Below are 19,242 nucleotides of genomic sequence, written 5' to 3' on the forward strand. Positions count from 1 at the left end.
GAGGGGATTAATCCCCTCCTTTTAACGTTTCATGATAGTCACGATTTTAAAAATATCATTATGTTCAATAAGTTCATAGGTAATGTCCATTTCTTCAACCATTTTATCACCACGACGATCTGTAGTTTCAATTATTTCATGTACATTGACGTGATATTCTTCAAATTCATTGACAAGAACTTCATTTACTGAATGTTGAACTAATTTTATTGTACTTCTATCTTGTTGAAGGTCATTCACATGATGCCTTAGTAAATGATAAAATGTTGAATTAGGTACTAAATAGGGTTCTAATTCACCAAAGCTACCTTGATTAACATGGAAAACCATATCTTCTTTATATTCGTTAACAAATTGTATGGCAGATTGTTTCTTTTCACCTGAAACTGGACTAAATGTACCTTCTTCAGTATTTCCGCATCCTGTCAATAGAAGTATCAATGTAAAGCTACTCAGTAAAACTATGATCATTTTTTTCATAAAGTTAGTACTCCTTTTGTCTAATCTTTTACAAGAGTACTTTAAATGAAGAGAAACTTCAATAGAAGGTGCCGTACATTCGTTTAATCGTCAAAATGTACATCTTCTATTTTGATATCAACCCGATCAACTGTAAATCCTGTGCAATGCTCGATTTCACTTTTGATAATCTTTTGTAACATCCTCGTTATATACCGTATATCTATACCGTACAACACAGAGACACTGACTTCTAATTCGATTGAGCTCTGATCGGCAATTACCGTTATGCCGTATTTTTCATTTCGATATAATGAGCTTCTGACTCGTTTTATCCATTCATTATATGGTTTAATATAAGGACTATGTTTTTGTAAAGTAATATATATAAGATCGATGATAACTTTTTCTTTAATATGAAGTTGACCACCCTCAAGCGATTGGATTGCCATAAGATCATTCTCCTTTACGAATGATTTAATAATATTTTAAGAAAGCCTTTCCAAAGCCTGTTCAACCTTTTCCGTTCATACTATAATACATAGTAGATGCCTTTACTTTAGAAAGGGGTTTGAAATTGTCCGCCATTTTTACGAAACGCAATATTATCATAGCATTAACGATCATACTATTAGTCATTGCAGGTTATTTCATTTTACCTGTTTCTCTACCTTTAATCTTAGCTTTATTTACAGCACTAATTCTTGTTCCTGCTGTAAAGGCACTTTCTGAGAAAATAAAAATGAAAAGAAACTTAGCCGTTATGATTGTCTTTACCTTATTTGTATGCTTTATTGGGCTAAGTGGTTACTTTATTGTGACAAAAGCAATAACTCAAGGCGTACAGCTGGCTGAAAATTTACCCACTTATATAAATGATATTAACCGGGCTTGGTTAACATTTCAAAGAGACCTTGAAGACCAATATGAAGACTTGCCACCAGAGTTAGTTTTCGAAATTAATCGGCAAGTCACACAAACATTAAATAATTTAAGAATGGAATTAAGTAACAGAGATCTAATCAGTGATTTAACATCATTAATTACAACGATACCAGCTTTTTTAGTTAATCTTCTTGTCTATTTAATTGCTTTATTTCTTTTTTTATTAGAGCTTCCTAGACTAAAACAAAAGTTATATTCTTATTTCTCAGAAAAAACAGCAGATAAAGTTAACTTTATGGTGTCACGTTTATCATATGTAATTGCTGGTTTTTTTAAGGCACAATTCTTAGTTAGTATTATTATTTTTATTGTATCGTTAATAGGTCTTCTCATTATAGTTCCTGAACTAGCACTGTTAATGGCTTTCATCTTATGGATTATTGATTTTATTCCTATAATTGGTTCAATTGCCATATTAGGTCCTTGGGCTTTATTCCACCTATTAACTGGCGATATAAACTTGGGTTCTCAGCTATTAATTTTAGCGGGTGTACTCCTCATCATACGAAGAGTTGTCGAACCTAAAGTAATGGGACAACATATTGGCCTTTCTCCATTAGCAACATTGATTGCTATGTACATTGGCTTAATGTTATTTGGGGTAATAGGATTTATTATCGGACCATTAATTATGATTGCTTTTACTTCGGCTAAAGAAGCTGGAATTATTAAATTTAATATTAAAATTTAATATAAAAAAAGGCTGTTTTCGTAAACTTTGTTGCTTTTGGACCGTTTTTTCAAAACCTTCACGCTATGCGTGAAGAGCCAAGCATCCGCTTGGCTTACGGTCCAAAAGCTAAAAGCAACAATCTTTGAGAAAAGAGCCTAAAAAAAACATCATTTCTAAGTTACACATTTTCCGATCTAATAGAACTTCATATCATAAAAAAACTCCCGCCAAATGGCAGGAGTTTTTTTAATAATACGGTGAAATTAATATATAAACAAGGACACCCGTTAAACTAACATATAACCATAGCGGCATTGTCCACCTTGCAATTTTACGATGTCTATCGTTTTCCATATTCCACGCTCTCGCCACTGTTGTTAATGCTAACGGAACAATTACTGCTGCTAATACGATATGCGTAATTAAAATAAAATAGTAAAAATACTTTAGAAAACCTTCTCCACCGTAAGTTGTTGATGTTGAAAGAAGATGATGGCTAACGTAGGTGACAAGGAATAATGTCGTTGTCGTAAATGCTAAATAAATAAAACGTTTATGCCATGTAATATTTTTCTTTATTATTGCAATTAAGGCAAATAAAAGAAATATGAATGTAAAACTATTAAAAATAGCGTTCATCAATGGTAAAATTTTCACATCAAATAAATCAAAATTTTCTATTCCAGGTAGTCCTGATAATACAACAACTAACCCATTAATTACAATCGTTATTGCAATGATCCACGGCTTATAATTTCTTTTTTTAAATGACGATCCACTGATCGTATTTTGACCGTAATCCTTCATTGTATCACTCCCACACCATATAATACTGAGCCACTTCTTATTATACACAAAATTAGACAAAATAACGTTTTTTTTGCAATCTCTTATTTTACAAATCAATGAACAATGGAAGCTAAATTCACATCAAAGCTTACCATATCTATTGAAGAAGTCTCTCAACTTGAATAAGGAACTATACCTAAAGAAAAAAACCGGTTGTAAAATGAAATTACAACCGGCTTTTTTTCTAATTAATATTTTACTACTCCAACTAATAGCATTAACGCTGCAATCATTGGTATTGCAATAACCATTCCCGATGCCATAAATGCATTTGCCCATCCATGATCCTTATCCTTCAAATGCATGAAATATAACAACTGAAGGAAGAGCTGAACAAGAGCAAGAATTAAGATAAACGGAATGGCAAATGTAGCTGGGATAAGATCTGCTGCTACTGCTACAAAAGCCAATAAAGTTAAGAAAATCATTAGCGCAAAGGCGATAATTTGTCTTTTCTGTTCCTCGTTCGTCTTTCTTAACTCCTCTTCTGACATTGCACTTTTAGAAAAAGGGGTACTTAAGTTGTCTGCCATAAACTTAACCTCCTATTCCCATTAAATATACTACTGTAAAGATGAACACCCAAACTACGTCAATAAAGTGCCAATAAAGGCTGGCTACGTAGAATTTTGGAGCGTTTGTTAACGTTATACCAGATCTACTGTAGCGAATTAATAAACATGTAATCCAAGATAGTCCAAAAACCACGTGCGCCCCGTGCAAACCAACTAATGTGTAGAATGAAGACGCAAACGCACTTGTTGTATAGCCTAACCCATAATGATGCGAATACTCATAGAACTCGAAGATCTCAAAGCCTAAGAAACCAAGTCCTAATAAAACTGTTACCCACATCCAAGCTATCATTGTCTTGAATTTATTTTTTTTCATGGCATACATTGCTAGTACACTTGTCAAACTACTTGTTAAAAGTAGCATCGTCATAATAAATACTAACGGTAATTGGAAGATTTCCGATGCAGATGGACCATCTGCCACACCGTTACGTAAGCTTAAGAACGTACCAAAAAATGTAGCAAATAGTACAGTTTCTCCACCTAGAAAAAACCAAAAGCCTAAAAACTTATTTTTACCTTCGAGTGTTGCCCTCTCTGGATGAGGAGGAAGCCCTTTAGAAGTATCTACAGCGTGTCCCATCGATTAGCTTACCTCCTTTTCTTTGATTTCTTCCACTGGAATGTAGTAGCCATGGTCTTCTTTTACCGAACGAGCAATCATTGAACCTAGCGTAATGACAGCTCCTAGTCCGATTACTACAAAAGGAGAAACAATTGTGCTTTCCATATTCATCATAACAAAGCCGAAGCCTAAAAAGAATAATCCAATTGACATAATAAATGGAATGATTGATCCATTTGGCATATGAATTGGCGCAACTGGCTCAGCTGGCTTCATTTTACCATCTCCGTGAATTTTTTCATAGAATAACGGATCTAATGAACGAACTTGTGGTGTTTGTGCAAAGTTATACTCAGGTACTGGTGAAGCTGTAGCCCACTCCAGTGTACGAGCATCCCAAGGATCAGCACCAACACGTTCTCCCTTTACTGCAGAATATACGATATTAATTACAAGTACAATAACTGCAGCAGACATAAAGAATGCTCCAAGTGTACTTATGAAGTTAAATGTATCCAGTCCTTGGTTTCCTAAGTATGTGTATACACGACGAGGCATACCCATTAAACCTAAGAAGTGCTGGATAAAGAACGTTAAATGGAACCCAATGTAGAAAAGAATGAACATAAGAATACCAAGTTTTTCATTAAGTTTATGTCCAAACATTTTTGGATACCAATAAAATAAACCAGCAAATAATGCAAGGATAATACCACCAACAATAATGTAGTGGAAGTGAGCAACTACGAAATACGTATCTTGATATAAATAGTCAACAGGTGCCATTGATAACATAACTCCTGTTACCCCACCAAGTACGAACGTAGGTACGAAAGAAGATGCAAATAACATAGCAGTGTTAAACGTAATTTTACCGCCCCACATCGTAAATAACCAGTTAAATATTTTAATACCAGTTGGAACAGCAATTGTCATCGTTGTAATTGCAAAGATAGAGTTTGCAATTGGCCCCATACCTACAGTGAATAAATGGTGAGCCCAAACCATGAAGCCTAAAAATGCAATTATAATTGTTGCAAAAACCATTGCTGTATAACCAAATAAACGCTTTCTTGAGAAAGCTGGTAGTACTTCTGAAATAATACCGAAGGCTGGAAGTACTAAGATATAAACTTCTGGGTGACCGAAGATCCAGAAAATATGTTGCCACAATACAGCATTACCACCCATTCCTGGAATAAAGAACTGAGCTCCAAAAATACGATCTAACATTAGCAAAGCAAGACCCGCTGCTAATGGAGTAAAAGCGAATAAAATTAACATTGATGTAATAAATGATGTCCATACAAATAATGGTAAACGCATCATTGTCATTCCCGGTGCACGCATGTTAACAATTGTTACTAAGAAGTTGATACCTGATAATAACGTACCGATACCAGCAACCTGTAAGCCTAAAACATAGAAGTCAAGACCAAGACCTGCAAAGTCACGACTTGCTAATGGAACGTATGCTGTCCAACCAGCATCTGGTCCTCCACCGAAAAACCAACTCATGTTCGTTAGTAAAGCACCAAAAAAGAAAATCCAAAATCCTAAAGAGTTAACAAATGGGAAGGCAACGTCACGAGCTCCAATTTGTAACGGAATCATATAGTTCATAAAACCAAAGAGTAACGGTGTTGCAACAAAGAAGAGCATAACCGTACCATGCATTGTAAGTAGTTCGTTAAATGTTTGTCCATTCATAAAAGTATTCTCTGGGTACATCAACTGGATACGCATTAATAATGCCATAAGACCAGCTTGAACGAAGTAAAGCGTACCAGCTACTAAGTAGAGGATGGCTATTTTTTTATGGTCAACGGTAGTTAACCAATCCCAAATTACACTTTTTGACTTTGTATTAGCCAATGTAGTCGTAGCCAATGGGGCTTACCTCCTTTAATCAAAATTTAATTTAATTATTATTCTTGTACGTTTAAAGACCGTAAAAATGCAATTAATGCTGTCATGTCCTCATCACTAATTTGTGGGAAGGAAGGCATATTATTACCTTGTTTCAGCGATTCTGGATCACGGATCCATGCTTCTAAATTTTCATCAGTATTCTCAAGGTAACCAGCAACTACAGTACGCTCTCCAAAGTTAGTAAGAGCTGGACCTGCCGCTGTTCCCATTCCACCAATCGCATGACAGCCAATACATCCGTTATTTTCAAACACTGCATACCCTTCATGTGCTACAACTTCAGAATTATCTTCAGCTTTTGCTTGCATACCTTCAACCCAAGCATCATATTCAGGGCGATCTAATGCAACTACTTTAAAGTCCATAAGAGCATGCTCAGGACCACAAAGCTCTGTACATTTCCCTTTGTAAATTCCTGGTTCCTCTGCAACCATCCAAAGATGATTCGTAACACCAGGAACGTTATCTACCTTACCTGCAAGAGCTGGCACCCAAAATGCATGGATTACGTCATTTGAATGCAATTCAAAGGTAACTTTTTCACCAACAGGTATGTAAACATCTTGTCCGGCTGTAAACCCTTCATCTTCATAATCAAATTGCCACCAGAATTGATGACCTGTAACTTTAATATGAACAGAATTTTCACCTTCAGGTTCTGTATCAGCCATCATAAATGTACCTGTAATTGTCGGCACAGCTAAGACCGCTAATAAAAGGATCGGAATCGCTGTCCAAATAATCTCTAATGTCGTACTCCCATGTACTTGTTTAGGGTACGCATCGTCGCCAGGTTTTCTTCTAAATTTAATTAGAATAATAAAGAATATTGCAAATACAAATGCAGCTACAAAAATCATGACAAATAATGACAACATCATATTGTCATAAATCCACTGAGCCTGAGGTCCCTTCGGATCAAGCGCAGTAAGGTTTGCTTCACCACATCCTGTCATAATAAATACAAGAAATGAAAGAGGAAGCAAACGCCAAGCATTTTTCCAATTTCTCATCTGACAATCAATCCTCACTTTCGCTTTGTAGTGAATACTACGATTTATTTTATTTTACAGTCACTATTCCCCTCATAGTTTTCTCTCTATATGTGGACAATGACCATAAGAACAAACAAGATAGTAAGATAATTCAGTGAATAAACGAACATGAATCGTGCCCATTTAATATCATTCTTCATCTTAAAACCTGCTATTCCTAAAATTAACCAACCGATACCTAGTGCTGATGCTACAATGGTATATACGAGACCAAATGGGGCTAACATTAATGAAACTGGAAGTAATACAGCTATATAGAGAACCATTTGTCGTTTTGTCACCGCAAAACCTGCAACAACAGGTAACATAGGGATACCTGCAGCTCGATATTCTTCACATCTCTTCATAGCTAAAGCTAGGAAGTGTGGTGGTTGCCAAAAGAACATGATAAAGAATAACAGCCAAGCATATGTGTGAAGACTTGGGTCAAGTGCTGCCCATCCAATTAATGGGGGAACTGCTCCTGAAATACTTCCAACTACTGTATTTAAGGAGTGGGTACGCTTTGACCACATCGTATATAAAACAACATAAACAAACAAACCAATCAATCCAATGACAGCTGTGACTGAATTGGTAAATGCTAATAACATAATACCAAAAGCTGACTGGATAAGACCCACCCATAAAATATGGTTTGCTTGGAACCTTCCATTAACAGATGGTCTCTCTTTTGTTCGGTCCATAATAGGATCAATGTCTCTATCAATAAAATTATTAAGAGTACATCCACCAGCCATTACTAAGGCTGCACCTATAATTGCAAATACAACGATATGGAGGTTATCTGCCAAGCTTACACCCGAATACTTTGCTGCTAGAAATAGACCAGCAAATGTAGTGATAAGATTTGATGTAACAATGCCTACCTTCCCAAGTGTAAGGTAATCTTTCCATGACTTTTGATAATCAGTCACTATAACACTTGTTTCATCATTCATCACATCAGTAGCTTCTATCACTGTGTTGGTCTTATTCATCTCCCTTTCACCCCCTTTACGAGAACGGCTCGACAATAAAGAGACTAAAGATATTTCATCTATCGAGTCATAACAACATTATATCTTAAAATCTACTTTGTTTCATCAAAATCCAAAGTTTCACACTATCTTCACATTTTTATGAGTACATAAAAAGTTCATCCTTCAAAAATTGACTATGCCGTTCTTTTTTTTTAAGATCAATATTAGCCTCATTTAGTTTAATACATCTATCTCAAATTGAAAAGAAGGTGAACAAATTGCATAGGTTTTTAAAATTATTTGGTGTGATTACATCAATAGGGATGTTAATTGTTCTGATGCAAGGTGCACTAGTTACAAAAACAGGTTCTGGTGAAGGCTGTGGAGCAACATGGCCACTTTGTTTTGGTGAATTCATCCCTACATCACCACAGATAGAAACGATTATTGAATACAGTCACCGGATCGTCTCTGGATTGATGGGTCTATTTATCATTATTTTTGCAATATGGGCTTGGAAAAAGCTTTCCCATATGAGAGAAACTAAGTTTTTATCAATTATGGCAGTATTTTTTATTATCTTTCAAGGTTTACTAGGCGCTGGGGCCGTTGTATTTGGTCAATCTAAAGCGATATTAGCTTTACACTTCGGTATTTCTGCTATCTCATTAGCAACAGTTGTATTATTAACTGTGTTAGCTTTTGAAGATGGAAAAGTTAAAGTACCTGTACCTAATGTGTCAAAAGGCTTTAGAAATTATGTGTTTTTTGCCATTATCTATTGTTATTTAGTTATTTATACCGGTGCATATGTCAAACACACACAAGCTACTTTGGCTTGTGCAGGCTTCCCATTATGTAATGGCCAAATTTTTCCTGGTTTTGCCGGTCCTACTGGTTCACATTATTTTCATCGACTCGTAGGTATAGCATTATTCTTTGTTATAGTTGGCATGTTTATTTGGGCAATACGACATTACCGTCATGAGCCTACAATTATCTGGGGAACTGGACTAGCATTATTATTTGTTTCAGGTCAATTAATTAGTGGGATTGCAGTTGTATTTACTGCAGCAACATTATTCACAGCAATGCTACATGCTCTAATTATTTCCTTATTGTTCACCACTTTATGCTATTTAACAATGATATTAACTAGAATTAAATATTAAACAGAAAAGAAAAATGTCACTAGCTAACATCATCGCTAAAAAGGAAAGAATGGGGTGACTTCTAGCCCCGTTCTTTCCTTTTTCAATGTAATTTTATTTAAAAAAAGTCAATAAACGCTGTTGGCTTTTTTACTATGATACGTTCTAATAGTTCTATTTCTTCTCGTGAGCCTTTAATTCTTTGTATTTTTAATAGTTGTGTTGGACTTTGATAATTCAACAACATTGTGGTTAAATCTTTTATATCACAACTTATCCCTCGTTTAGGTTCATATTGACATGTCCCTTTATTTTTCGTTGGGTATTTCCTAACCATTACTTTATCTGGTTTCATGGCCGTAAGCTGGAACGTCGCTGCATTCCAAATAGCAAAATCATCCGAAATGTGAAGGAATAGTGTAAAGTCTTCTTCATTTTGAAATGGATATAAATTTAAAAATTGTTCAACATCAACAATTCTAGCCATAAAGTATGGTATTACTTCTTTCTTTATTTTTGGATCTGGTAACCAATAAGGATACGGTTCGTTTAAAGGAAACTGCTCAATAACATACTCGTCTGCCATTGAGTCATGATTTGAAATAAAGTTCCAAATCCCCTTACGACTTTCATCATCAAGAGCTATAAACTCTTTAACCGTCATTTTCCGCTCCTTAGCTTCATAAATAATATATCCTTTAGGCTCACTGTTTTCAGTATAGTAAACGACCATTCTACCTTTTTTTCTATAAAGTACCCAATCCCTCCACCAGTTTTCATCTCGTTTGAGCATCCCATTATAATTTCTAGCATATTTCGTATATATATCATTTAATGTTCCAATGGAATCTTCTGTGATCTTCTTGATACTTCCATTAACATGTTGAAAGCGTGGTAATTGTTCTCTAGTTAATGTTAACTTTTGATAATCAACGATTAGTTCCCACCCATATTTCCGATAAAAGGGAACTGAAAAAGGATATAAATATGATAAAGATTGTTCTTTATCTTTCATTTCTTTCAACTCTAGTTGTAATAGCTTTTTCACCAACCCATTACGTCGGTATTCAGGATACGTAGCTACACCTGATACGCCCCCCATTTTGAAGTCAACATCATTAATCTGTACTAAAAATGGAAGTGTAGTCAATTTTGCTAAAAGTTCACCATCAGAGTAAACACCTATTGAATCCTCTGGTCGCATTACGTTTAAGCGATGGAGACGTTCTTCGTCATTCAATGTATATTGAAAAGCAAATTGAGATAACTTTATACTATCCTCCATATCAGAGTTGGTTAATTTTCTAAATTCCAAGATCTCCCTCCTCCTAAAAAAGCGAATTCTTATTTAGTTATGAATATAATGATCAATTATCGGAAAAGGATAAAGGCTCCCTTACAATAATAAAAGCTGACTCAAAGTGTCTGACTAGTGATTTCAATCATTATAGAGCAACGATCATTGTTACATCTATTCTTCACTATTCTACATACACTTGAGTCAGCTTCTATCCTATTATTTACAACTTCGATAATTCAATCAGTAAATCCGCTGTTTGAATGGCTTCACCATTTCTGACATACACATCAACAACTTCACCGTCAAATGGTGCTTGAACTGTTGTTTCCATCTTCATAGCTTCTGTGATCATAAGATGATCACCTTTTTTCACTTTGTCACCTTTTGTAACTAATGTTTTAACGACTGTACCTGGCATAGAAGCTCCAATTTGGTTAGGATTTCCTTTTTCAACCTTTGGACGAACGACAACAGAAGTTTTAACATCTTGATCTTTAATCAAGACTTCACGAGGTTGTCCATTTAATTCAAAGTATACAATACGTGTTCCATCGTCTTGTGGTTTAGAAATCGAAACGAGTTTTACAATTAATGTTTTACCCTGTTCAATTTCCACTTCAATTTCTTCGCCCAGTCTTAGTCCATAGAAAAATGTAGGTGTGTCTAAAACAGATACATCTCCGAACTGTTGGCTGAACCGCTCATATTCCATAAACACCTTAGGGTACAATGCATATGAGATAATATCAAAGTCTGTTACTTGACGCCCTATTTCATTAAAAAGTGTTTCTTTTAGCTGTGAAAAATCTACTGGATCCATTAATTCTCCAGGTCGACAACTTAGCGGTTCTTTCCCTTTCAAAACAATATCTTGAAGTTTCTTAGGGAAGCCTTGATAAGGTTGACCTAGCTGTCCTTGGAAAAACTCTACGACCGAATCTGGAAAATCTAGTGAAGTTCCACGCTCGTATACATCTTCTTCTGTTAAGTTATTTTGGACCATATAAAGAGCCATATCACCGACAACTTTAGATGATGGTGTTACTTTAACAACATCACCAAACATGTCGTTTACGGTGCGGTACATTTTCTTTACTTCATTCCAACGGTTTTTTAAGCCAACTGCCTTCGCTTGTTGTTGGAGATTACTATACTGACCTCCTGGCATTTCATGCTCGTACACCTCTGTGTGTGGTGCATTCATACCACTTTCAAAACCATTATAGTATTTTCTAGTACCTTCCCAGAACTCACTTAGTTTTTCTAATGCATCAATATTAACATCTGGTTGGCGTTCTGAACCAGATAGGGCATAGTATAAACTATTTGCACTCGGTTGTGACGTTAATCCAGCCATAGAACTAATAGCAACGTCTACGATATCAACACCTGCTTCAATCGCACGTGAATACATGAATAAGCCATTTCCACTTGTATCGTGCGTATGAAGATGGATAGGGATATCGATTGTTTCCTTAAGTGTTGAAATGAGCTGATAAGCTGCTTCTGGTTTTAACAAGCCAGCCATATCTTTAATACCTAAAATATGAGCACCAGATTGTTCAAGTTCTTTTGCCAAGTTTGTGTAGTATGCTAAATCATACTTATTTCTAGTTGTATCTAAAATATCCCCTGTATAACACATCGACGCTTCAGCAATTTTACCTGAATCTCTAACGGCTTCGATCGTTAACTTCATTCCTTCTACCCAGTTCAAGCTATCAAAAATACGGAAAACATCAATACCTGCACTTGCGGATTTATCGACAAACTCCCGTATTAAATTATCTGGATAATTTGTATAGCCTACTGCATTTGAAGCACGAAGGAGCATTTGGAATAAAACATTAGGCATTTGCTTTCTTAATGTCAATAATCGTTCCCATGGATCTTCGTGTAAAAATCGCATCGCTACATCAAATGTTGCACCGCCCCACATTTCTGCTGAAAATAAGTTAGGTAATAATCGTGCCGTCGGCTCCGCAATTTTTTTCAAGTCATGTGTTCTAACACGTGTAGCAAGTAATGATTGGTGTGCGTCTCGGAACGTTGTATCCGTAAGAAGTACCTCTTTTTGCTCCTTAACCCATTTAGCGAGTCCTTCAGCTCCACGTTCTTCTAATATTTGTTTCGTTCCATCTGGTATAGGCTCCGTGTACTTAACACTTGGTATAACAGGTTTATCAAACACTGGTTTCTTTTGCTTTTCTAAGCCAGGATATCCATTGACAATTGTCTCCCCAATAAACGTTAACATTTTCGTACCACGGTCTTTTCTGACTGGGAAAATAAATAATTCAGGAGTTGAGTCAATAAAAGAAGTATTATATTCTCCTGAAATAAACTTTTCATGTTGAACGACATTTTCTAGGAATGGAATATTTGTAATGATTCCACGGATTCGGAACTCTCTAAGGTTTCTTAGCATCTTAGCAGCAGCTTGTTCAAATGTAAGCGCCCACGTAGAAACTTTTACGAGTAAAGAATCATAGTACGGTGTTATTACTGCACCTTGGAAACCATTTCCTGCATCTAAACGTACTCCGAACCCACCACCTGAACGGTAAGCATTAATGCGTCCAGTATCAGGCATAAAATTATTGCTTGGATCTTCCGTTGTCACACGAGATTGAATCGCATAGCCATTACAAACGATTTGATCTTGGGTTGGAATACCAACAATAGGACCATGTAGTTGTTCACCGTCCGCAATAAAAATCTGCGATTGAACAATATCAATTCCTGTAACCATTTCAGTAATCGTATGCTCAACTTGTACTCGTGGATTAACTTCAATAAAATAAAAATCTCCATTTTCACTTACAAGAAATTCTACAGTTCCAGCGTTTACATAATTTACGTTTTTCGTAAGCTGAACAGCCGCATCACATATTTCTTCACGTAACTCATTACTTAAAGAAACACTTGGAGCAACCTCTACTACTTTTTGATGCCGGCGTTGAACAGAACAATCACGCTCATAGAGATGAACAATATTACCATGCTTGTCGGCAAGAATTTGCACCTCAATGTGTTTCGGGTTTTCTACAAACTTTTCTACATAAACTTGATCATTACCAAATGCAGATTTAGCTTCTGATTTTGCTCGATCATAAGCCTCTTTTAATTCACTTTCACTGCGGACGATGCGCATTCCGCGACCTCCACCACCTAATGCGGCTTTTATGATAAAAGGATAACCATGCTGACTAGCAAAATCCATCACATCTTCAACACTAGAGACAGGTCCATCACTACCAGGAATAACCGGGATATTCGCTAAAATCGCTTGCTTACGAGCCTGTACTTTATCTCCAAACATCATTAGGTGTTCTTGTTTTGGCCCGATGAAAATAATCCCTTCTTCTTCACAACGTTTAGCGAATTCGATATTTTCAGACAAGAAACCGTAGCCTGGGTGAATTGCATCTACTCCATTGCGTTTAGCAATTTCGATAATCCCTTCAATATCCAGGTAGGCGTCTATCGGCTTTTTACCTTCACCTACAAGGTACGCTTCATCTGCTTTATAGCGATGATAGGCTCCTGTATCCTCTTTTGAATAAATTGCAACTGTACGAATATGTAATTCAGTACACGCTCGAAAAATACGGATTGCAATCTCTCCACGATTTGCTACTAGTACCTTTTTAATGTTCTTTAAACTGTTCATATAAGCCCCCTTAAAAGTGAAAGAAAATTCTGTTTTGTTTTTACTATTTTAAAAAGGTTTTCATTATAAAGCAAGAAGAATATATCCCATCTTCTATCTATTTTAATCATCCGATAACCAGATGATAATAGCTATTTTCAGTATAATTCTTGCTTTCTTACTTTTCAAACATTTCTACTATTGTATCATATACTTCTATGTAAACACTGTTTTATCTTAACAATTTTTAGGGTCTGCATCTATGTATAAAATAAACTAAATCTCTCCAATTTAATTTTCACACACAATTGATATAAAAAATAGGCCGACTCTATGTTAAAGAATCAGCCTTAGTATATTACTCAATTGTCGTTTCATGTAATGCAGCAAGCCGCCGTTCTAAATCAGATAGTATCTGCTTCCCTGTTTCTTCATCAATTAACTCTAATCGGGTTGCAAAATCAATTTCTCTTGAAAGTCCAAACATTTGTGTATCTAAAACTTCCTCATAAAGAGGACATTGAGGCATTGTTAAATTCTCCATCTGTACTTCTATGAGTTTTTGGATTTTTTCTGCATCCGATTTAAGAAGGGCATATGCTTTCTCGCTATGTCCTGTCATCGTCTTCATAGAACGTGATCCCTCCTTTAAACATAAAACTCTAAAATCACTTTTTGTGTAAGTAAATAGTCTTAACTCTAATAGTATATTCTATTGAATAAAATTGCAATGTTTTTAATAGATGAATGGGCAGTAAATTACTTATAATTAAAAAATACTTAAATTATATTGTTTAGATAAAAGTTCTAATAATCTTAATCCACCAATACTATTTCCTTTATCATCAAGTGCTGGGCCATATATTCCTATACCTACTCCATGTGGCACTGACCCAAGGATTCCCCCTGACACCCCACTTTTCGATGGAATCCCTACATTAATCGCAAATTCTCCTGAAGCATTATACATCCCACAAGTAACCATAAACGTCTTTACAATTCTTGCTACTTCTAACGGAATAATATTTTCATTTGCATTCGGACCTCTCCCTTCATTTCCAATGACATAACCTAATTTCGCTAGATCATTACAGTTCATTTCAATAGCACAATGCTTTGTATAGAGATCTATCAATTGTTCAATATTTGACTCAATTATACCATGTTGCCTCATAAAGTAGCATAATGATCGATTTAAATCAGCGGTTTCAAATTCTGATTGAGCTACAACAGGATTATATGAAATATTTTTATTACCAGTTAACTTTCGAATAAAATTTAGTACTCTTTCTAGCTTATCTTTAAGCGTATTTCCTACTAGCATGTCAGTCACTGCTAATGCTCCTGCATTGATCATCGGATTTAAAGGTTTCGAAGGTATACTCGTTTCTAACTTCGAAATAGAATTAAAAGGATCTCCTGTCGGCTCCATTCCTACTCTTTGAAAAACATAATCTGATCCTCTGTCCATAAGTGCTAAAGCTAAAGTTAACACTTTTGAAATACTTTGTAATGTAAAAACCTCGTCAATATTTCCTGCATACATACAATCTTGTTCACCTGTATATATAGCTACAGCTAAAGTAGACGGATCTGCTTCACCTAAAGCAGGTATGTATTTTGCCACCTTCCCTTTTTTTGTTAAAACTTTGGCCTCTTCTACCATTTTTATTAAATGCTCTTGTTTATAGCAAATCATAAGTTCACTCCTTTTATCGATTACGGTGTGACAAACTCGAGCTATGCCTTTATACTTAGGATAGTCAAAAGCACAAGGAGGATACCTATGGAATTTGTAGTATTTATTGGTGGAAAAGTTGATCATCCTTTAACCATTGACCCATCGGTTTGGATTTTTGATGAAAGAAAGGTCGACTTAAATACATATTTTGATTTACCTAGAGATGAAGAAGATGAACTTGTAAAATATACAAAAGCCATCTCAAAACAGTGGGATAAAGAAATTACAGAAGGTTCAGAGCCACCAAAACAAACAAATAATAATACCATAAAATATAAGCGCCAAGAGCTTGAGAATGGCACTTTTGGAATGCCCTTTTTACCTTTTATAAATAACGCTAAGCCTCAAGATCATGTCTCAGAAGTAATTGTGGAGACTCACGATGGCAAACAGGAAGTTTATTCACTTGAAATAGTCAAACAATTTATTTTAAAATTTTCACATATTGGTAAGCCATTAAAAGAAGATGGTCCCGTTCACATCCTGTTTGGGGATGGCTCAAATCAAGAAAATCCAATTAAAAATATTAAACAATTTACAATGAAATAAGGCTGACACTTGTCAGCCTTACCTTAACTACATTTACTTAGAGTAAATCAGCAGCAAGCTGTGCTAACCCTGAACGTTCGCCTTTTTCTAGTTTTATATGGCCACTAACCGTTTGATCTTTAAACTTTTCAACCACATAGGTTAAGCCATTATTATATTCATCTAAATACGGGTGATCAATCTGCTTTGGATCTCCCATCAGCACAATTTTACTTCTTTCCCCTACTCGAGTTAAAATGGTTTTTACTTCGTGTTTAGTCAGGTTTTGTGCCTCATCAATAATAATAAATTGATCAGGTATACTTCTTCCTCGGATATACGTTAATGCTTCCACTTGAATAGAACCCATCCCTGCTAAAATACGATCTAATTCCCCTGGCTTTTTCGTATTAAAAAGGTATTCTAAATTATCATATATCGGCTGCATCCACGGCCTGAGTTTTTCTTCCTTTTCTCCAGGGAGGAACCCAATGTCTTTTCCAACTGGGATCACAGGTCTCGCCACTAATAATTTCTTATACAAGCCTAGATCTTCTGTTTGAAGTAATCCAGCAGCAAGAGATAATAACGTTTTTCCTGTACCAGCTTTGCCAATTAACGTTATAAGGGGGATATCTTGTCTTAGAAGGAGCTCAAGAGCCATTTTCTGTTGTACGTTTCTTGCCTTTATACCCCATACTTGATCAGGGTCAACTTGAAATGGTTTTACTTTTTTTCCATCCGGTTCAACTTTTCCAATCGCTGAACTGGAACCTCCGAGCGCATCTTTCATAATAATAAATTGGTGAGGATAAAAGGGGTGCTTCGCTAATTCCGAAATCGCGATCTCATTATCAATAAAAAATTGATTAACGACTTCTTTATCAACATACACTTCAACATAGCCTGGGTATACATCATTAAACTGAATGACACGATCACTCAAATAGTCTTCTGCTGGAATTTTTAGCGCATCTGCTTTTACACGAACTAATGCATCTTTACTTACTAGTATGACTTCTTTACCATATTCTTTTTCATGTTCTTCAATCATTAAATTAAGAGCAACAGCAATAATACGGTTATCATTTGTCATTTCTGCAAATGAGTCTTTTAATTTTTGAAATGAGCGATGATTTAGCTCAACTCGTACTTTACCACCTGTTTCAATCTTGACTCCTTCATGCAACTTTCCTTTTCCTCTTAGGCTGTCCATCATTTTAGAGAATTGCCTAGCATTACGGCCAATTTCATCCATGTAACGCTTTTTTGAGTCTACTTCCTCTAACACCACTGCTGGAATGACCACTTCATTATCTTCGAAAGCATAGATTGCATGAGGATCTTGTAGTAATACATTCGTATCCAAGACGTAAACTTTATTCAATATTTGCGCCTCCTGACTAAAGTTCATTTGTCAACATTGCTTATAATCATTCTATGCACAAAAGAACAAATCCGTTATCTAAGCTAACATGGCTTATAGTATAGATGTATGATATTCGGGCCCAAGATAGAAGAAAATTCAGTCACCAATCCTTAATTTTATTAGACATGTGTATTCTTTATTAAGAATATGACTTTGAATAAAGTAAAACTTCATTCAAGACAAGATTTTTTCATTCTCAGTCTTGAGTGTAATTTAATAGGTTAATTACAATTTCTATTTATTAATGTCATTTTCCTCTGTTATTTTTCATTTTTTTCATGACTAAGTTTAATAAAGCCTTTACAAAAATAAGCCTAGTCAAAAGACTAGGCTTGTTTCATTGATTCCATTACTTGATTGTCTAATTTAGCTGCAGCATTTGCGTCATACGTTTTTTCATACTTTGGTTCTACAGAAATACGAGAGCCATAAAACATGACATCACGAACTTCTTTAATACTAATTTCAACTAATGCTAACTTCAATGGTACATTATCCATTTTTTCCTTAATTACAGCTGCATCCCCTACAATAGAGTATGTAGAACCATTCCCAATTAAATTTAATGTGACACCACTATGTTTGTTTATATTTTCAATGATCCTAGAACGATTATCTACTGCAAAGCGAACTTTCTCTTCAGAAGGTGCAAAAACCCATGAAATTGCATTTACATTAGGCGTTCCCGTTTCATGATCGACTGTAGCGATAGTAACAAAGCGTTCAGACTGTAATAGTGGTAATAATTCTTCCGTTAATGTTGGCTCTACTTGGTTTCCCATATAAAATCCCTCCACTTTTGTTATTACACCTATACTATACCTATTTTTTAGTGACGTTAAAACTTATATGCCTCTTATTTTCGTTTATTTTTTCAAGATTTGCCGTTAAAATAAGAGAAAGTAAATAGTTAAAGGTCTATGAATTGAATTCCTTTTTATTTTCTTAATTTTAATGATATCCTAGAACGGTTAAGATAGGCATTTATCTACGTCATGTGTGAGGTGATTAAAGTGAGAGTTAAATGCGTAATTTGTGATAAGATTGACAAAATCGAGGATTATAGTCCATTAGCTAAACGACTACGAAATCGTCCAATTCATACATTTATGTGTGATGAATGTAATGAACGCATTTCAGAACGAACAGAAGCAAGAAGAGCTTCCGGGAACTTTAGATTATATCGTCCCAAAAAAACCGAAAACGACTGGTAATAAGAAAAGTGGAAGCGCCTGCTCAGCGCCGTATGGACTGGAGCCCTCCGCATGAGATAAAGGATACACGGTGAACGGTAGTGAACCGATGTTGACTGATATGAACGAAACTGTCAAATACGTACCCCATTTTTTTAATTTCAGCTAAATCTGGGCAACCTTAATAGGAGAAAAGCTACTTAATTTTTCTCCACTTAAACTTTACATGGAGT

General features: G+C 35.4%; 18 protein-coding genes. 4 read left to right on the forward strand and 14 right to left on the reverse strand.

Going from position 1 to position 19,242, the window contains the following annotated elements; translation table 11 throughout:
- Positions 1 to 21: 21 nt before the first annotated feature.
- On the reverse strand, positions 22 to 480 hold the full coding sequence (locus tag J0N78_RS23350; protein WP_209125496.1) for a TcaA NTF2-like domain-containing protein: 459 nt from the start codon (positions 478 to 480) through the stop codon (positions 22 to 24).
- Positions 481 to 563: 83 nt separating this feature from the next.
- On the reverse strand, positions 564 to 911 hold the full coding sequence (locus J0N78_RS23355; RefSeq protein WP_209125497.1) for an Asp23/Gls24 family envelope stress response protein: 348 nt from the start codon (positions 909 to 911) through the stop codon (positions 564 to 566).
- A gap of 125 nt (positions 912 to 1,036) precedes the next feature.
- Between J0N78_RS23355 and ytvI the strand changes: the two genes are divergently transcribed.
- Positions 1,037 to 2,095, forward strand: coding sequence for a sporulation integral membrane protein YtvI (gene ytvI / locus J0N78_RS23360; protein ID WP_209125498.1), 1,059 nt, complete (start codon positions 1,037 to 1,039; stop codon positions 2,093 to 2,095).
- A 228-nt stretch (positions 2,096 to 2,323) separates the two neighbouring features.
- On the opposite strand, the gene J0N78_RS23365 is transcribed toward ytvI, so the two are convergent.
- The 6 genes from J0N78_RS23365 to cyoE all read right to left on the reverse strand — a co-directional run bounded on the left by J0N78_RS23365 (position 2,324) and on the right by cyoE (position 8,033).
- Positions 2,324 to 2,884, reverse strand: a complete 561-nt coding sequence (locus tag J0N78_RS23365) for a DUF420 domain-containing protein (RefSeq protein ID WP_209125499.1) — start codon at positions 2,882 to 2,884, stop codon at positions 2,324 to 2,326.
- 230 nt (positions 2,885 to 3,114) lie between these two features.
- Complete coding sequence (locus J0N78_RS23370; RefSeq protein WP_209125500.1) at positions 3,115 to 3,459, reverse strand: cytochrome C oxidase subunit IV family protein; 345 nt, start codon at positions 3,457 to 3,459, stop codon at positions 3,115 to 3,117.
- Between the two features lie 4 nt (positions 3,460 to 3,463).
- Positions 3,464 to 4,084 carry a cytochrome (ubi)quinol oxidase subunit III gene (locus J0N78_RS23375; protein WP_209125501.1) on the reverse strand — a complete coding sequence of 207 codons (621 nt, stop codon included), beginning with the start codon at positions 4,082 to 4,084 and terminating at the stop codon, positions 3,464 to 3,466.
- Between the two features lie 3 nt (positions 4,085 to 4,087).
- A complete protein-coding gene (ctaD, locus tag J0N78_RS23380) occupies positions 4,088 to 5,956 on the reverse strand; it encodes a cytochrome c oxidase subunit I (RefSeq protein ID WP_209125502.1) in 1,869 nt (622 codons plus the stop codon).
- Positions 5,957 to 5,994: 38 nt separating this feature from the next.
- Positions 5,995 to 7,011 carry a cytochrome c oxidase subunit II gene (gene coxB, locus J0N78_RS23385; protein ID WP_209125503.1) on the reverse strand — a complete coding sequence of 339 codons (1,017 nt, stop codon included), beginning with the start codon at positions 7,009 to 7,011 and terminating at the stop codon, positions 5,995 to 5,997.
- 86 nt (positions 7,012 to 7,097) lie between these two features.
- Positions 7,098 to 8,033 (reverse strand): heme o synthase, encoded by a 936-nt coding sequence (gene cyoE, locus J0N78_RS23390; RefSeq protein WP_209125504.1) that lies wholly within the window; start codon positions 8,031 to 8,033, stop codon positions 7,098 to 7,100.
- Between the two features lie 260 nt (positions 8,034 to 8,293).
- Between cyoE and J0N78_RS23395 the strand changes: the two genes are divergently transcribed.
- Complete coding sequence (locus J0N78_RS23395) at positions 8,294 to 9,187, forward strand: COX15/CtaA family protein (RefSeq protein ID WP_209125505.1); 894 nt, start codon at positions 8,294 to 8,296, stop codon at positions 9,185 to 9,187.
- A gap of 97 nt (positions 9,188 to 9,284) precedes the next feature.
- Here the strand turns inward: J0N78_RS23395 and J0N78_RS23400 are convergent, their stop codons facing one another.
- The 4 genes from J0N78_RS23400 to glsA form a co-directional block, all read right to left on the reverse strand.
- Positions 9,285 to 10,481 (reverse strand): GNAT family N-acetyltransferase, encoded by a 1,197-nt coding sequence (locus J0N78_RS23400; protein ID WP_209125506.1) that lies wholly within the window; start codon positions 10,479 to 10,481, stop codon positions 9,285 to 9,287.
- A gap of 205 nt (positions 10,482 to 10,686) precedes the next feature.
- Entirely contained in the window at positions 10,687 to 14,139 is a 3,453-nt protein-coding gene (gene pyc / locus J0N78_RS23405; RefSeq protein ID WP_209125507.1) for a pyruvate carboxylase, read from the reverse strand.
- 337 nt (positions 14,140 to 14,476) lie between these two features.
- Positions 14,477 to 14,749 carry an Fpa/YlaN family protein gene (locus tag J0N78_RS23410; protein ID WP_209125508.1) on the reverse strand — a complete coding sequence of 91 codons (273 nt, stop codon included), beginning with the start codon at positions 14,747 to 14,749 and terminating at the stop codon, positions 14,477 to 14,479.
- 138 nt (positions 14,750 to 14,887) lie between these two features.
- Positions 14,888 to 15,817 (reverse strand): glutaminase A, encoded by a 930-nt coding sequence (gene glsA, locus J0N78_RS23415; RefSeq protein ID WP_209125509.1) that lies wholly within the window; start codon positions 15,815 to 15,817, stop codon positions 14,888 to 14,890.
- A gap of 87 nt (positions 15,818 to 15,904) precedes the next feature.
- Between glsA and J0N78_RS23420 the strand changes: the two genes are divergently transcribed.
- Entirely contained in the window at positions 15,905 to 16,408 is a 504-nt protein-coding gene (locus tag J0N78_RS23420; protein WP_209125510.1) for a peptidyl-prolyl cis-trans isomerase, read from the forward strand.
- A gap of 37 nt (positions 16,409 to 16,445) precedes the next feature.
- Here the strand turns inward: J0N78_RS23420 and J0N78_RS23425 are convergent, their stop codons facing one another.
- Together J0N78_RS23425 and J0N78_RS23430 are read right to left on the reverse strand one after the other, a co-directional pair.
- Positions 16,446 to 17,774, reverse strand: coding sequence for a PhoH family protein (locus tag J0N78_RS23425; RefSeq protein ID WP_209125511.1), 1,329 nt, complete (start codon positions 17,772 to 17,774; stop codon positions 16,446 to 16,448).
- A gap of 368 nt (positions 17,775 to 18,142) precedes the next feature.
- A complete protein-coding gene (locus J0N78_RS23430) occupies positions 18,143 to 18,598 on the reverse strand; it encodes a pyridoxamine 5'-phosphate oxidase family protein (protein WP_209125512.1) in 456 nt (151 codons plus the stop codon).
- A 231-nt stretch (positions 18,599 to 18,829) separates the two neighbouring features.
- On the opposite strand from J0N78_RS23430, the gene J0N78_RS23435 reads away from it, so the two are divergent.
- The gene (locus tag J0N78_RS23435) at positions 18,830 to 19,030 is read left to right on the forward strand and encodes a YlaI family protein (protein ID WP_209125513.1); all 201 of its coding nucleotides are present in this window, start codon (positions 18,830 to 18,832) and stop codon (positions 19,028 to 19,030) included.
- Positions 19,031 to 19,242: the final 212 nt, after the last annotated feature.

It is taken from the genome of Alkalihalobacillus sp. BA299 (assembly GCF_017745675.1).
GTDB lineage: Bacteria > Bacillota > Bacilli > Bacillales > Bacillaceae_F > Alkalihalobacterium.